Source organism: Saccharothrix obliqua (assembly GCF_019375475.1).
In the GTDB taxonomy this organism is placed as follows: domain Bacteria; phylum Actinomycetota; class Actinomycetes; order Mycobacteriales; family Pseudonocardiaceae; genus Actinosynnema; species Actinosynnema obliqua.
The window spans coordinates 146,980-161,188 of sequence record NZ_JAHXGQ010000001.1 but is presented as its reverse complement, the minus strand read 5'-3'; the positions used below and the strand labels follow the sequence as shown (position 1 = coordinate 161,188).

The 14,209-nt window shown below is 73.0% G+C and carries 15 protein-coding genes; 10 read left to right on the top strand and 5 right to left on the bottom strand.

Features of this window, described 5'->3' with window-relative positions; all coding sequences use genetic code 11:
* Positions 1-62 precede the first annotated feature (62 nt).
* The 5 genes from KZQ38_RS00855 (at position 63) to KZQ38_RS00835 (ending at position 4,823) form a co-directional block, all read left to right on the top strand.
* Positions 63-1,157: a pentapeptide repeat-containing protein gene (locus KZQ38_RS00855; protein WP_219437390.1), complete on the top strand. Its 1,095-nt coding sequence runs from the start codon at positions 63-65 to the stop codon at positions 1,155-1,157.
* Between the two features lie 3 nt (positions 1,158-1,160).
* Entirely contained in the window at positions 1,161-2,132 is a 972-nt protein-coding gene (locus KZQ38_RS00850; RefSeq protein WP_219437388.1) for a pentapeptide repeat-containing protein, read from the top strand.
* Between the two features lie 69 nt (positions 2,133-2,201).
* A complete protein-coding gene (locus KZQ38_RS00845; RefSeq protein ID WP_219437386.1) occupies positions 2,202-3,047 on the top strand; it encodes an aldo/keto reductase in 846 nt (281 codons plus the stop codon).
* A 79-nt stretch (positions 3,048-3,126) separates the two neighbouring features.
* Positions 3,127-3,924 carry a lysozyme gene (locus tag KZQ38_RS00840; RefSeq protein WP_219437384.1) on the top strand — a complete coding sequence of 266 codons (798 nt, stop codon included), beginning with the start codon at positions 3,127-3,129 and terminating at the stop codon, positions 3,922-3,924.
* 116 nt (positions 3,925-4,040) lie between these two features.
* A complete protein-coding gene (locus tag KZQ38_RS00835) occupies positions 4,041-4,823 on the top strand; it encodes a lysozyme (RefSeq protein WP_219437382.1) in 783 nt (260 codons plus the stop codon).
* Positions 4,824-4,869: 46 nt separating this feature from the next.
* Here KZQ38_RS00835 and purL read toward each other — a convergent pair whose 3' ends face one another.
* The 3 genes from purL to purS are packed head-to-tail and all read right to left on the bottom strand — an operon-like array spanning position 4,870 to position 8,035.
* On the bottom strand, positions 4,870-7,131 hold the full coding sequence (gene purL, locus KZQ38_RS00830; RefSeq protein ID WP_219437380.1) for a phosphoribosylformylglycinamidine synthase subunit PurL: 2,262 nt from the start codon (positions 7,129-7,131) through the stop codon (positions 4,870-4,872).
* Complete coding sequence (purQ, locus tag KZQ38_RS00825; protein ID WP_219437378.1) at positions 7,128-7,799, bottom strand: phosphoribosylformylglycinamidine synthase subunit PurQ; 672 nt, start codon at positions 7,797-7,799, stop codon at positions 7,128-7,130. Before purQ ends, purL begins: the two co-directional genes overlap by 4 nt.
* Positions 7,796-8,035, bottom strand: coding sequence for a phosphoribosylformylglycinamidine synthase subunit PurS (purS, locus tag KZQ38_RS00820; protein WP_219437376.1), 240 nt, complete (start codon positions 8,033-8,035; stop codon positions 7,796-7,798). Before purS ends, purQ begins: the two co-directional genes overlap by 4 nt.
* Before the next feature lie 191 nt (positions 8,036-8,226).
* Between purS and KZQ38_RS00815 the strand changes: the two genes are divergently transcribed.
* Together KZQ38_RS00815 and KZQ38_RS00810 are read left to right on the top strand one after the other, a co-directional pair.
* Entirely contained in the window at positions 8,227-9,198 is a 972-nt protein-coding gene (locus tag KZQ38_RS00815; RefSeq protein ID WP_219437373.1) for an NAD-dependent epimerase/dehydratase family protein, read from the top strand.
* Between the two features lie 330 nt (positions 9,199-9,528).
* Positions 9,529-10,140, top strand: coding sequence for an MBL fold metallo-hydrolase (locus KZQ38_RS00810; protein WP_219437371.1), 612 nt, complete (start codon positions 9,529-9,531; stop codon positions 10,138-10,140).
* On the opposite strand, the gene KZQ38_RS00805 is transcribed toward KZQ38_RS00810, so the two are convergent.
* Positions 10,062-10,778, bottom strand: a complete 717-nt coding sequence (locus KZQ38_RS00805; RefSeq protein WP_219437369.1) for a DUF2334 domain-containing protein — start codon at positions 10,776-10,778, stop codon at positions 10,062-10,064. The genes KZQ38_RS00810 and KZQ38_RS00805 overlap by 79 nt on opposite strands.
* A 51-nt stretch (positions 10,779-10,829) precedes the next feature.
* Positions 10,830-11,714, bottom strand: coding sequence for a phosphoribosylaminoimidazolesuccinocarboxamide synthase (locus tag KZQ38_RS00800; RefSeq protein ID WP_219437367.1), 885 nt, complete (start codon positions 11,712-11,714; stop codon positions 10,830-10,832).
* Between the two features lie 62 nt (positions 11,715-11,776).
* Here KZQ38_RS00800 and KZQ38_RS00795 point away from each other — a divergent pair, with 62 nt between their 5' ends.
* The 3 genes from KZQ38_RS00795 to KZQ38_RS00785 are packed head-to-tail and all read left to right on the top strand — an operon-like array spanning position 11,777 to position 14,207.
* Positions 11,777-12,631, top strand: a complete 855-nt coding sequence (locus KZQ38_RS00795) for an ABC transporter substrate-binding protein (protein ID WP_219437365.1) — start codon at positions 11,777-11,779, stop codon at positions 12,629-12,631.
* On the top strand, positions 12,628-13,461 hold the full coding sequence (locus KZQ38_RS00790) for an amino acid ABC transporter permease (protein WP_219437363.1): 834 nt from the start codon (positions 12,628-12,630) through the stop codon (positions 13,459-13,461). Before KZQ38_RS00795 ends, KZQ38_RS00790 begins: the two co-directional genes overlap by 4 nt.
* Positions 13,458-14,207 carry an amino acid ABC transporter ATP-binding protein gene (locus tag KZQ38_RS00785; protein ID WP_219437361.1) on the top strand — a complete coding sequence of 250 codons (750 nt, stop codon included), beginning with the start codon at positions 13,458-13,460 and terminating at the stop codon, positions 14,205-14,207. Before KZQ38_RS00790 ends, KZQ38_RS00785 begins: the two co-directional genes overlap by 4 nt.
* The last annotated feature ends 2 nt before the right edge of the window (positions 14,208-14,209 follow it).

Here is a 14,209-nt window from a genome sequence, read left to right as displayed (position 1 = left end):
CTTCGGCCCTGATCGCGAAATCGCTCCGACACCCGCTGATCACCGGGGAGAATCCTGCCCTTGTGACTTACCTGTGGATCGCGGGCGCGGTGGGCGTCGCCGTCGCCGCGGTGCTCGCGCTGCTGCGGCAGCGGGCCCGCAAGAGCCTCCTGGCACCGACCCTGGTGGGCTCGGTCGGCGCGTTCCTGCTGGTCGGCGGGTGGTTGTTCGTGGCGGACCCGAACGCGCCGAAGAACGAGGCGGTGAAGACCGGCGGGCTGGCGGCCGGCGCGATCGTGGCCCTGTACGCGCTCTGGCTCAACGACCGGCGGCGGCACACCGACGAGGAGCGGCAACGCGTCGAGCAGGCCCGGCACGAGCTGGAGAGCGCCCGCGCCGAGCACGACCGGTCACGGGTGGCGGATGAGCGGTTCGCCCGTTCGGTCGAACTCCTGGGTCATGAGGCGGAACAGGTGCGGGTGGGCGCCATGCACGCGCTCGCCGGCCTGGCGCGGTCGCGGCCCGAGTACGCGCAGACCGCGCTGGACCTCCTGTGCGCCTACCTGCGGCGACCGTTCAACCCCGCGGCCGACCCGCGCGAGCGCACCCCCGAGGAGGAGCGGGAGCTGGAGGTGCGGCTGACCGCGCAACGCCTCATCGCGGACCTGCTGCCCCGCGCCGACGCCGAGGGCGCGCCGCGTTACGACCTCAACCTGACCCGCGCGCACCTCGAATACTTCGACATCTCGCACCGGCAGGTCGGCGAGCTGATGATCCGCGCGGCACGCATGGTCGAGTCCAACTCGTTCCACCACGCGGTGGTGCACGGCGACGCGTGGTTCACCGACTCGGAGAGCCCCGGCCGCCTCCACCTGCACGACGTGGTGTTCCACCGCAAGGGCTGGTTCAGCCGGTTCCGGTGCGGCGGCCGGGCCGATTTCGCCCGCACCCGGTTCCGCGGCCCGGACAAGTTCGCCGACGCCGAGTTCACCGGTCCCGTCTCGTTCCACGAGGCGGAGTTCGCCGAGCCGGCCGACTTCACCGGCACGCGCTTCGCGGGTGACGCGGACCTGCGGCTGCGTGCGCCGGCCGGCTTCCGCGCGCACGGCGCGCGGGTGTCGCCGGAGCGGGAGAACCGGCTGCCCGACGGGTGGCCCGGCGTGGAGGAGGTGGCCTGAGCCGTGCGCGGACGACTGCTGCTGGTGCTGAGCCTCGTGGCGGCGGTGCTGGTGACCACCGGCACCACGGCCGTGCTGCTGTGGGTGGAACCAGCCACCGCCAAGTCGGAGGCGATCAAGACCGGCGGGCTGGCGGGCGGCGCGATCGTCGCGCTGTACGCGTTGTGGCTCAACGACCGCCGGCGGCGCACCGAGGAGGCGCGGCACGAGCTGGAGAGCGACAAGGTCGCCGACGAGCGGTTCGCGCGGGCCGTGGAGATGCTGGGCAACGAGGCCGACCAGGTGCGGGTGGGCGCGCTGCACGCGCTGGCCGGCCTGGCCCGCGCCACGCCCCGCTACAAGCAGACCGTGCTCGACGTGCTGTGCGCGTACCTGCGCCGCCCGTTCAAGCACCCGGCCTACGACCTGAAACCCGAGGACCCCGACCAGGCGTACCACGGCATCGCACCGGACGACGACGTCGCGCGCCCGACGCCCGAGGAGGACCGGGAGCGCACCGTCCGGCTCACCGCGCAGCGGTTGATCACCGACCTGCTGCCCTGGGGCATGGACACCGACCCGACGCTCTACCACCTGGACCTCACCGGCGCGAGCGTCGAGTACCTGCGCTTGGAGGGCCGCCGCGTGGGCAGGCTGTCGGCGCGGCGCACCCGGTTCCACGGCATCACCGCGTTCCGGGAGGTGCGCTTCGGCAAGCCCGCGTTGTTCTCCGGCGGCGCGTTCCTCGGCCGGGTCGACTTCCGGGCCGCCCTGTTCCACGGCGGGCTGTCGTTGCAGGACGTGCCGTTCCACCGCCCGCTGGACGCGCGTGGCGCGGAGGTCGGCGAGTTCCTGCACCTGCCGCCGGAACCGCCGGAGCTGCTGGGCCCGGTGGTGCTGCTGCCCGGCACCAGGGTCAAGGAGGACCCGGCGGGGTGGGCGTTCACCGGCGCCGACGACGCGCGGTTCGTGGGTCGCACCGAGGAGCACCGCTGAGCACCCCTTCGGTGGACAGCGCGTTGCTCCGGGCGCAGGCTGGTGGCAGCCGACTGATGAGGAGACGACATGCGCCAACGCCGGATCGGGGACGTCGAGGTCAGCGCCATCGGGTTGGGCGCGATGCCGATGTCCGTGGCGGGCGGGCCGCCCCGGGAACGCGCGCTCGCCACCATCCGGGCCGCCGTCGAGGCGGGTGTGACGCTGATCGACACCGCGGACGCCTACTCGGCGACCGAAACGGACTTCGGGCACAACGAGGAGCTGGTGGCCGAGGCGTTGCGGGGCGTGGCCGGGGTGTTCGTGGCGACCAAGGGCGGCCACACGCGGACGCCCGGCGGCGGCTGGGCTTTGGACGGGCGGCCCGAGCACCTGAAAGCGGCGTGCGAGGAGTCCCTGCGGCGGCTCGGCGTCGACGTGATCGACCTGTACCAGTTCCACCGGCCGGACCCCGCGGTGCCGACCGCCGAGTCGGTCGGCGCGCTGGCCGAGCTGCTGGACGCGGGCAAGATCCGGTACGCGGGGGTGTCCAACTTCGACGCCGCCCAGATCCGGGAGGCGAACGAGGTGCTGGGCGGGCGGCTCGCCGCCGTGCAGAACCAGTTCTCGCCCGCGTACCGGTCGTCCGAACCCGAGCTGGAGCTGTGCGAGCGGCTGGGCGTCGCGTTCCTGCCGTGGAGCCCGCTGGGCGGGATGAGCGCGGCGGGCGAACTCGGCGACCGGTTCGCGGCCTTCGCGGAGGTCGGCCGCGCGCGCGGGGCGAGCCCGCAGCAGGTGTGCCTCGCGTGGCTGCTCGCCAAGGGGCGTCACGTGATCCCGATCCCCGGCGCGTCGCGGCCGGAGAGCATCCGCGACTCGGCCGCCGCCGTGCACCTGGAACTCACCCCGGAGGAGCTGACCCGGCTGAACGGGTGACACCCGGCTGGCGAGCCGGCGGCACAAGGTCGACCATCCATCCGGATGCACCAACCGCCTAGGCTCATCGGGGGCGTCGATGACGAACCGTCTCCGGACCTGGACCGCGTGGCTGGGCGCGGTGGCGATCACGCTGGTGGTCGCCCCGGTCGCCCACGCGCTGCCCGAGGGGTCCTCCGACCACTACGCAGGCTCGCAGATCGCGAAGCACGAGGGTTGGTCGCGCACCACCGCCGCACCACGCACGGGCGCGTCCGTGCCGGGCATGGACGTGAGCAGCCACCAGGGCGACGTCGACTGGGGCAGGTCGTGGCACGACGGCGCGCGGTTCGCCTACGTGAAGGCCACCGAGGGGACGGGGTACCGCAACCCGTACTTCGCCCAGCAGTACAACGGTTCCTACCAGGTCGGCATGATCCGGGGCGCGTACCACTTCGCGTTGCCGGACCGGTCGGACGGCCGGGCCCAGGCGGACTTCTTCGTGGACAACGGCGGCGGCTGGTCACGCGACGGCAGGACGCTGCCCGGCGCGGTCGACATGGAGTACAACCCCTACGGCGACACGTGTTACGGGCTCGACCAGGCCGCGATGGGTGGCTGGGTGCGGGCGTTCAGCGACCGCGTGCTGGAGCGCACCGGGCGGTACCCGACCATCTACACGTCCACGAGCTGGTGGAACCGGTGCGTGGGCGGCGCGGCGGAGTTCGGCCGCACGAACCCGCTGTGGGTGGCGCACTACGCCGAACAACTCGGGCCGCTGCCCCACGGCTGGGGCCACCAGACGATCTGGCAGTGGCAGGCGGCCGGCTTGTTCCCCGGCGACCAGAACCTGTTCAACGGCGACCCGGAGCAGTTGCGGCAGGTTGCCCTGGGGTAGTCCGGCACACCCCGTTTCTGTGAACAACCAACAAAGAGCCTGGCAAAGTCGTTAACCCGTCGGCAGACTGCCGATCGAGTCACCAACCCTGCACTGGCTCGAAAGGCAGCGTCCACATGAGACCACTCGCCATCGGCGCGGCGCTGGCCGCCTGCGCCGCACTCGTCCTGACCACACCCGCCACCGCCGCACCGGTCGACGACCACGCCATGGGTTCGCAGATCGCCAAGCACGAGGGGCGTGGCGACCAGCGGGTCGTGCTCGACACCGACCCGTCCACCCGGGCGGCCACCGTGCCCGGCATCGACGTCAGCAGCCACCAGGGCAACGTCGACTGGGGCCACTGGTGGGGCCAGGGCAAGCGCTTCGCGTACGTCAAGGCCACCGAGGGGACGGGGTACCGCAACCCGTACTTCGCCCAGCAGTACAACGGTTCGTACCAGGTCGGCATGATCCGCGGCGCGTACCACTTCGCGTTGCCCGACAAGTCGTCCGGCGCGGCCCAGGCGGACTTCTTCGTGGACAACGGCGGCGGCTGGTCACGGGACGGCAGGACGCTGCCCGGCGCGCTCGACATGGAGTACAACCCCTACGGCAACACCTGCTACGGCCTGTCGAAGGCCGGCATGGTGGGTTGGGTGAGGTCGTTCAGCGACCGCTACCACGCCCGGACCGGGCGGTGGCCGGTCATCTACACGTCCACGAGCTGGTGGGACCAGTGCGCGGCGGGCGACTTCAGCTCCACCAACCCGCTGTGGGTGGCGCGTTACGCGTCGAGCGTCGGGACCCTGCCCCACAACTGGGGCTACCACACCTTCTGGCAGTATTCGTCGTCGCCGATCGACCAGAACTCGTTCAACGGGGCGTACGACCGGCTCCAGGCACTGGCGAACGGCTGAGGAAGGCGGTCGGGGAGCGGAACTCCGCCCGCTCCCCGACCTCCGCTCAGTCGAACAGCGCCGGGAGGGTGCCCTCCCACGCGGCACGCAGCTCCGCGAGGTCGAGCTGCCCGAGGTCCTGGACCTCCAGCGACGTCGACTCCGGGTCCACCACGCCGACCTTGCGCCACGGCAGGCCGCGCGCGGTGCACATGTCGGTGAACCGCAGCTCCTCCGTGCGCGGCACGGCCACCAGCACGCGACCGGCGGACTCGCTGAACAGCTCGGTGAACAGGTCGCCCTCCAGGAACACCCGCGCACCGGTCTCGCCGATCAGGCAGGTCTCCACCAGCGCCTGCGCGAGACCGCCCTCGGCCAGGTCGTGCGCGGCGGACAGCATCCCGTCCCGCGAACCGGCCACCAGCACCTCGGCCAGCAGCTTCTCCCGCGCCAGGTCCACCTTCGGCGGCAGGCCGCCCAGGTGGCCGTGCACCACGTGCGCCCACTCCGAGCCGCCGAACTCCGCACGCGTCTCGCCGAGCAGCAGCAGCGTCTCGCCCGCCTCCGCGCCGATGCCGGTCGGGATGCGGCGGCGCACGTCGTCGATCACGCCCAGCACGCCCACCACCGGCGTCGGCAGGATCGCCGTCGCGCCGGTCTGGTTGTAGAAGCTGACGTTGCCGCCGGTCACCGGGATGCCCAGCTCGGCGCAGCCGTCCGCCAGACCGCGCACGGCCTGCTCGAACTGCCACATCACGGCCGGGTCCTCGGGCGAGCCGAAGTTCAGGCAGTTGGTGACCGCGACCGGCGTCGCGCCCGTGGTGGCCACGTTGCGGTACGCCTCGGCCAGCGCGAGCTGCGCGCCCGCGTACGGGTCGAGCCGGGTGTAGCGGCCGTTGCAGTCGGTGGACAACGCCACGCCGCGGTCGGTGTCCTCGTCGATCCGGATCATGCCGGAGTCGGCGGGCTGCGCGAGGACCGTGCCACCACGCACGTACCGGTCGTACTGCTGGGTGACCCACTTCTTCGACGCCAGGTTCGGCGACGCGGCCATGGTCTTCACCAGGTCCAGCAGCTCCTCGCGCGCGGGCTGCGGCAACGCGTCCGGCGTGTCGGCCTGGAGCCGGTCCTGGTCGTCGGGTCGGCGCACCGGGCGCTCGTACACCGGGCCCTCGTGGGCGACGGTGCGCGGCGGCACGTCCACCACGACCTCGTCGTGCCACGTGATCACCAGCCGGTCGCCCTCGGTGACCTCGCCGATCTCGGTGGCGATCACGTCCCACTTGGCACACACCGCCATGAACGCGTCCACGTCCTCCGGCCGCACGACCGCGCACATGCGCTCCTGCGACTCGCTGGACAGCACCTCGGCCGGGGTCATGCCGGTGGCGCGCAGCGGGACGCGGTCGAGCCGCACGCGCATACCGCCGTCACCGGCGCTGGCCAGCTCGCTGGTCGCGCAGGACAGCCCCGCGCCGCCGAGGTCCTGGATACCCACCACGAGCTTCTCGCGGAACAGCTCCAGCGAGCACTCGATCAGCACCTTCTCCGTGAACGGGTCGCCGACCTGCACGCTGGGCAGCTTCTTGCGCTTGCCCGCCGTGTCGTCGAACGTCTCCGACGCCAGCACGCTCACGCCGCCGATGCCGTCGAGCCCGGTCCGCGCGCCGTACAGGATGACCTTGTTGCCGGTGCCGGACGCGTGCGCCAGGTGCAGGTCCTCGACCCGCATCGCGCCCACGCACAGGGCGTTCACCAACGGGTTGCCCGCGTAGCTGGCGTCGAACACCACCTCGCCGCCGATGTTCGGCAGGCCCAGGCAGTTGCCGTAGCCGCCGACGCCGGCCACGATCCCCGGCAGCACGCGGCGGGTGTCCGGCGCGTCGGCCGGGCCGAACCGCAGCGGGTCCATCACCGCGAGCGGGCGCGCGCCCATCGCCAGGATGTCGCGCACGATGCCGCCCACGCCCGTCGCCGCGCCCTGGTAGGGCTCGACGTAGGACGGGTGGTTGTGGCTCTCCACCTTGAACGTGATCGCCCAGCCGTCGCCGATGTCCACGACGCCGGCGTTCTCGCCGATGCCCGCGAGCATCTTGGCGCGCATGGCCTCGGTGGTCGTCTCACCGAAATACTTCAGGTGCACCTTGGACGACTTGTACGAGCAGTGCTCGCTCCACATCACCGAGTACATGGCCAGCTCGGCGTCGGTGGGGCGGCGGCCGAGGATGTCCCGGATGCGGGCGTACTCGTCGTCCTTCAGGCCCAGCTCCCGGTAGGGCTGCTCCTGCTCGGGCGTCGCCTCGGCGTTCTTGACGGTGTCCAGGGTCATGCGCTTACCACCGCGTCGAGCAGGGACAGGAACACGCCCAGACCGTCGTCGGTCGGGCCGGTGAGGGCGTCGATCGCGTGCTCCGGGTGCGGCATGAGGCCGACCACCCGGCCGTTCGCGCTGGAGATGCCCGCGATCTCGTTGCGCGAGCCGTTGGGGTTCTCGCCGACGTAGCGGAACACCACGCGGCCCTCGCCCTCCAGCTCGTCCAACGTCCGCTGGTCGGCCTGGTAACCGCCCTCGCCGGACTTCAGCGGCACCAGGATCTCCGCGCCCCGGTCGTAGCGGGACGTCCAGGCGGTCTCGTTGTTCTCCACGCGCAGCCACTGGTCGCGGCACACGAAGTGCAGCTTGTGGTTGCGGGTGAGCGCGCCCGGCAGCAGGTGCGCCTCGCACAGGATCTGGAAGCCGTTGCAGATGCCGAGCACCGGCATACCGCCGCGGGCCGCCTCGACGACCTCCTGCATCACCGGCGCGAACCGGGCGATGGCGCCGCAGCGCAGGTAGTCGCCGTAGGAGAAGCCACCCGGCACGACCACCGCGTCCACGCCCCTGAGGTCGTGGTCGCCGTGCCACAGGGGCACGGCCTCGCCGCCCGCGTGCTTCACCGCGCGTGCGGCGTCCACGTCGTCCAGCGTGCCGGGGAAGGTGATGACGCCGACCCTCATGCGTCCAGCCGCCTGACGACGAAGTCCTCGATCACCGGGTTGGCGAGGAACGTCTCGGCGATCTGGGCGAGCGCGGCGTCGTCGACGTCGTCGGCGACCTCCAGCTCGAAGTGCTTGCCCTGGCGGACGGCGGCGATCCCGGCAAAGCCGAGGCGGGGCAGCGCGTTGGCCACCGCCTGTCCTTGCGGGTCGAGGATTTCGGGCTTTGGCATGACGTCGACAACGACACGGGCCACGACAGGCTGCTCCCTGTTAGGAGGGCTGGCGGTACTGGCAGAGCCTACCTGACCTGGGTGTTCATCAACTTCACACGTGGCAGGGGGCACAAGTTCACCCGGCTCGGCACCGCTATCCGCCGGTCAGGGGCCGCGTTCGCCGTGGGCGGACGGGCTGGCGGGACGGGGCGGGCCGGACGGAGGGTGGGCACATGCGGATGTTGGTGCTCGGCGGGACGGTGTTCCTCGGCAAGGCGGTCGCCGCGGAGGGCGTGCGGCGCGGTCACGAGGTGGTCTGCGCGGCGCGTGGCGAGTCCGGCCGGGTGCCCGGGGGCGCGACGCACGTGCCGGTGGACCGCTCGCACGGCCTGGGCCCGTTGACGGGCGCGTCGTTCGACGCCGTGGTGGACGTCGCCACGATGTCCACGACCTGGGTGCGGGACGCGGTGCGGGCGATCGGCGCGGGCCACTGGACGTTCGTGTCCAGTTGTTCCGTCTACGCCGACCACGCCACACCCGGCCGCACCGAAACCCTCCCGCCGCTGGAGGACGACCCGGACGCGCCGATGTCACCCGAGCGCTACGGCTCGGTGAAGGTGGCGAGCGAGCTGGCCGTGCGCGAGGCACGGGACGACGACGCGTTCATCGTCCGCGCCGGGTTGATCACCGGGCCGGGCGACAAGAGCGACCGGTTCGGGTACTGGCCGAACCGGCTGGCGCGAGGCGGTCGGGTAGTCGTGCCGGACGTGCCGGACCAGCCCGCGCAGCACGTCGACGTGCGCGACCTGGCCGCCTGGGTGGTGGACGCGGCCGAGCGGCGGACCACCGGCACGTTCGACGCGGTCGGCCCGGCCAACCCGCTGGGCCTGGTGCTGGGCGAGGTCGCGGGCGCCACCGCGCCGCCCGGCACGGAGCTGGTGCGCGTGCCCGAGGCCGTGCTCCAGGAGCACGGGATCACGCCGTGGTCGGGTCCGCGCAGCCTGCCGCTGTGGTTGCCGGGCACGCACCGGGCGTTGATGCTCCGCGACGCCGGCCCGGCGCTGGCGGCGGGGTTGCGGCCCCGGCCGACGGCGGCGACGGCGGTCGACTCGCTGGCGCACGAGCAGGCGCTCGGCCCGGACCGGCCACGCCGGGCCGGCCTGCCCGCGGACGTCGAGCAGGCCCTGCTGGACGCGGTGGGCTGACCGGCACACCCCGCGCCGCCACGCCGGCCTGCCCGCGCACACCGAGCCCCACCGCACGCGGAGGGGCCGACCCGCACGCCCAGCACCGCCGACGCGCCGCCCGCACCGACCTGCCCGCGCACACCGCGCCCACCGCACGCGGTGGGCCGACCCGCACGCCCCGCACCCGCCTCCCCGCGCACCGAGCCCACCGCACTCGGTGGGCCGCCCCGCACCCGCCTCCCCGCGGACACCGAGTCCTGCCGCACGCGGTGGGGCTGACCGGCGTACCCCGCGCCCACGAGGCAGGATGGGTGCGCACCGAACCCGCACCCAAGGGGGCAGCGACAGATGCGAATCGTCCACTTCGGACACTCGTGCGTGCTCGTGGACACCGGCACCGCCCGGCTGCTGTTCGACCCGGGCACGTGGTCGACCGGCTTCGAGGAGGTCACCGGGCTGGACGCGGTGCTGATCACGCACCACCACCAGGACCACCTGGACGTCGCCCGGCTGCCCGACCTGATGGCCAACAACCCCGGCGCGCGGCTCTACGCGGCCGAGGAGCTGGACGGCGCCACGCCCGCCCGGCCCGGCGACGTGCTGACCGTCGCGGGCGCGTCGGTGCACGTCCTGGACGCGCCGCACCAGCCCATCCACCCGTCGGTCGAGCTGCCGGTGAACGTCGGCTACCTCGTGGACCACGGCGCGTTCTACCACCCGGGCGACTCGCTGGCCGTGCCCGAGCAGCAGGTCGACGTGCTGGCCGCGCCCGCCGCCGGGCCGTGGATGAAGCTGTCCGAGGGCGCCGACTTCATCAACGCGGTGCGCCCCCGGATCGCGGTGCCGATCCACGAGGCGATCCTCGCCCGCACCGAGCTGTTCTACCGCGTCCTCTCCACGACCGCGCCGGAGGGCACGGAGTTCGTGGTGCTGCCGCGCGGCGAGTCGGCCGAGCTGTAGGTGGCCGGTTCCGCGCCGTGCCACAGGGCCAGGTCGACGGCCTCCAGCACCGCGGCGCGGACACCACCGCGGTCCAGGTCGGCGGCGTCGACGCCGAGCCGCACCAGGGCGCCGCGCCGGGCGGTGCGGCCGACGCCGAGCAGGAAACCCCGCTCGCCGACCACCCGCACCCGGCCGGCGACCACGTGCCCGGTGACCAGGTCGCGCACGCCCGCCTGGTCGGCGCACACCGCGAACCGGTGGCGGCGCAGCGCGATCACCGTGCCCGGCGAGGCGAGCCAGCTCGGCGGCGCGAACACGTCCGTCGCGAGGCCCAGCCGGTGCAGCGCGGCCCGCGCCGCGACCAGCCGCAACCCGGCCTCGTGCGCGGGCAGGGCGGAGAACTCGGCACGCCTGCGCAACGACACCGGCCGGTGGCACGGGTCGGCGCTGTGGTCGAAACCGTGCAGCACCAACGCGTCCCGCCCGCGCACGCGGTCGCGCACCCAGTCCAGCGCCGCGCCCGGCACCGCCTTGCGCGGTGCCAGCAGCAACGACAGCGGCACCCGCCGCCGGTCCAGCTCAGCGGCCAGGTCGGCGCACCGGGCGAGCGTGCTCGGCCCGATGCCGGACAGCGAAACCACGAGGGGCGCGACCATGCCACCCAGTGCGCACCACCGGTGTGTCGGTGGCCTGGCCGGCAGGTGACGTCACGCGATCCAGTCGGCGAACGACAACCCGGTGATCCGCTCGTACGCCTCGACGTACCGGTCGCGGGTCGCGGCGACCACGTCGGCGGGCAGCGCCGGCGGCGGCGCGTCGGACGCCCGGTCCCAGCCGGACGCGTCGGAGGTGAGCCAGTCCCGCACGTACTGCTTGTCGAACGACGGCTGCACGTTGCCCGGCGCGTACCCGTCGGCGGGCCAGTACCGCGACGAGTCGGGGGTCAGCACCTCGTCGCCCAGCACCAGCGCGCCGGACCGGTCGAGGCCGAATTCGAACTTGGTGTCGGCCAGCAGGACACCCCGGCCACGCGCGAAGTCGCGGGCCGCCGCGTACACGGCGAGCGTCGCGTCCCGCAGCCGCCCGGCCAGGTCCTCGCCCACCTCCGCCACCACGTGCTCGAAGGTGACGTTCTCGTCGTGCTCGCCGAGCGCGGCCTTCGTCGCGGGCGTGAAGATCGGTTCCGCCAGCTCGGACGCCTCCACCAGGCCGGCGGGCAGCTCCACCCCGCACACCGCGCCGGACGCCCGGTACTCGGCCATGCCGGAGCCGGTGAGGTAGCCGCGCGCCACGCACTCCACCTGCACCATGTCGAGCCGGCGCACCAGCAGCGCCCGGCCACGCACCTCGGCCGGGATGCGCGGGTCGTCCCAGGCCACCAGGTGGTTGGGCACCAGGTCCGCGAACTTCTCGAACCAGAACACGCTCATCGCCGTCAGCACCCGGCCCTTGTCCGGGATGCCGGGCGCGAGCACGTGGTCGAACGCGGAGATGCGGTCCGACGCGACCAGCAGCAGCAGGTCGGCGTCCACCTCGTACAGGTGGCGGACCTTGCCGGCGGCGACCGGGCGGTAGTCAGCGAGCTTGGGCACGGCCGAAGCCTACTTGTCCCAGCTCGTGGGCCGCCCTTCCCACCTGGGGCAAGATTTCCCCCATGCGCGCACCCGCTCTGGTACTCACCGCGACCGCCGCCCTGCTCGCGGTCGCCTGCGCCCCCGCCGAACCGGTGTCCCCGACGCCCACGGCCGTCAACGGGGTGGCCTGCAAGAAGGAGAACCTGGCGACCCTGACGCCGGGCAAGATCACCTTCGGCACCGACCAGCCCGCCTACGCGCCGTGGTTCGTGGACGACGACCCGACCAACGGCAAGGGTTTCGAGTCCGCCGTGGCCTACGCGGTGGCCGAGGAACTCGGCTACACCAAGGCCGACGTGGTGTGGACGCGGGTGCCGTTCAACGCCGCCGTCCAGCCGGGCAAGAAGACCTACGACGCCGACATCAACGAGTTCTCCATCACCGAGGAGCGCAGGCAGGCGGTCGACTTCTCCGCGCCGTACTACGACGTGGACCAGGTGGCGATCACGCTGAAGTCGTCCAAGGCGGCGGGCGTGAAGACGTTGGCCGAGCTGAAGAAGACGAAGATCGGCGCGCAGGTCGGCACCACGTCGTACGAGTCGGCGAAGCGCCTGTCCGCCGAGCAGGACGTGGCGGTCTACAACACGAACGACGACGCCAAGGCCGCCCTGCGGGCCGGGCAGATCGACGTGCTCGTGGTGGACCTGCCGACCGCGTTCCAGATCACCTCGGCGGAGCTGGAGGACGGCGTCATCATCGGCGAGATCCCCGGCGGTGACGGCAGGCCGGAGCAGTTCGGCATCGTGCTGGACAAGGGCAGCCCGCTGACCGGCTGCGTGTCCAACGCGGTCGAGGGGCTGCGGTCCAAGGGCCGGCTGGCGCAGCTGGAGCAGGAGTGGTTGAAGGCGGCGGGCAGCGCACCCGAGCTGAAGTGAGCGTCAGCGAACTCCAGCGGGAGCGCGCGGCCTACCGGCGCTCCCGCGCCCGCCGGTCCACCGCGGTCGCCCTGGTGTCGACCCTGGTGTTCGCGGTCGCCGCTTACCTGGCGGTGACCCGCGCACCGGGCTGGCCGCGCGTGCGCGACTCGTTCTTCGACCCGGCGACGGCGTGGCGCGCGCTGCCCGCCGTGCTGGACGGCCTGTGGCTCAACCTGCGGGTGCTCTTCGTGTGCGGCACGGTGATCCTGGTGCTCGCGCTCGGCGTGGCGGCCCTGCGCACCCTGCGCGGCGCGGTCTGGTTCCCGCTGCGACTGCTGGCCACGGCCTACGTGGACCTGTTCCGCGGCGTGCCGCTGATCATCACGCTGTACCTGGTCGGTTTCGGCCTGCCCGCGCTGCGGTTGACCGGCGTGCCCAACGACTACGTGGTGCTCGGCGGCGTGGCGCTGGTCCTGACCTACACGGCGTACGTGGCCGAGGTGTTCCGCGCGGGCATCGAGTCGGTCCACCCGTCGCAGGTGGCGGCGGCCAGGTCGCTCGGCCTCGGGCACCGGAAGACGATGCGCCTGGTCGTGCTGCCGCAGGCGGTGCGCCGGGTGACCCCGGCCCTGCTCAACGACTTCGTGGCGCTCCAGAAGGACTGCGGCCTGATCTCCGTGCTGGGCGCGGTGGACGCGGTGCGCGCGGCGCAGATCGAGCAGGCCGCGTCGTACAACTTCACCCCGTACGTGGTGGCGGGCCTGCTGTTCGTGCTGCTGGCCGTGCCGTCCGCCCGGCTCGCCGACGCCGCCGCCCGGCGCGCGGCCCACCGCCAGGGAGCCCGATGACAACGCCCGTGCTCAGCGTCCGCGGCCTGGTCAAGCGCTACCAGCAGCGCACCGTGCTGGACGGCGTCGACCTCGACGTGCGGGAGCACGAGGTGGTCGTGCTGATCGGCTCGTCCGGCTCGGGCAAGTCGACGCTCCTGCGGTGCGTGAACCTGTTGGAGGAGCTGGACGACGGTCAGGTCGTGCTGGACGGGACCGACGTCTCCGACCCCCGTGCCGACCCGGACGCGGCGCGGCGGCGGATGGGCATCGTGTTCCAGGCGTTCAACCTGTTCCCGCACATGACCGTGCTGGACAACATCACCCTGGCGCCGCGCGAGGTGCACGGGACGCCACGTGCGGCGGCGGAGCGGACCGCACGCGAGCTGCTGTCCCGCATGGGTCTCGCCGCCCACGCCGCCGACTACCCCGACCGGTTGTCCGGTGGTCAGCAGCAACGCGTCGCCATCGCCCGCGCCCTCGCGTACTCGCCGCGGCTGCTGCTGCTGGACGAGGTGACCAGCGCCCTGGACCCGGAGCTGGTGGGCGAGGTGCTGGCGCTGGTGCGCGAGCTGGCGGCGCAGGGGATGACCATCCTGATGGCCACGCACGAGATGGGCTTCGCCCGCCAGGTCGCGGACCGGGTGTGCTTCCTGGACGGCGGGCGACTGATCGAGGAGGGACCGCCCGATCAGGTCTTCGGCACGCCGAGGCACGAGCGGACCAGGCAGTTCCTGAGGCGGATCACCGAGGCCGGCCGCCTCTGAGC

Bases quoted from the DNA above. Each gene is read 5' to 3' on its own strand.
- purL (WP_219437380.1), bottom strand. From the start codon at position 7,131: ATGACCCTGGACACCGTCAAGAACGCCGAGGCGACGCCCGAGCAGGAG.
- purQ (WP_219437378.1), bottom strand. From the start codon at position 7,799: ATGAGGGTCGGCGTCATCACCTTCCCCGGCACGCTGGACGACGTGGAC.
- KZQ38_RS00815 (WP_219437373.1), top strand. From the start codon at position 8,227: ATGCGGATGTTGGTGCTCGGCGGGACGGTGTTCCTCGGCAAGGCGGTC.
- KZQ38_RS00810 (WP_219437371.1), top strand. From the start codon at position 9,529: ATGCGAATCGTCCACTTCGGACACTCGTGCGTGCTCGTGGACACCGGC.
- KZQ38_RS00805 (WP_219437369.1), bottom strand. From the start codon at position 10,778: ATGGTCGCGCCCCTCGTGGTTTCGCTGTCCGGCATCGGGCCGAGCACG.
- KZQ38_RS00840 (WP_219437384.1), top strand. From the start codon at position 3,127: ATGACGAACCGTCTCCGGACCTGGACCGCGTGGCTGGGCGCGGTGGCG.
- KZQ38_RS00795 (WP_219437365.1), top strand. From the start codon at position 11,777: ATGCGCGCACCCGCTCTGGTACTCACCGCGACCGCCGCCCTGCTCGCG.
- KZQ38_RS00845 (WP_219437386.1), top strand. From the start codon at position 2,202: ATGCGCCAACGCCGGATCGGGGACGTCGAGGTCAGCGCCATCGGGTTG.
- KZQ38_RS00835 (WP_219437382.1), top strand. From the start codon at position 4,041: ATGAGACCACTCGCCATCGGCGCGGCGCTGGCCGCCTGCGCCGCACTC.
- KZQ38_RS00785 (WP_219437361.1), top strand. From the start codon at position 13,458: ATGACAACGCCCGTGCTCAGCGTCCGCGGCCTGGTCAAGCGCTACCAG.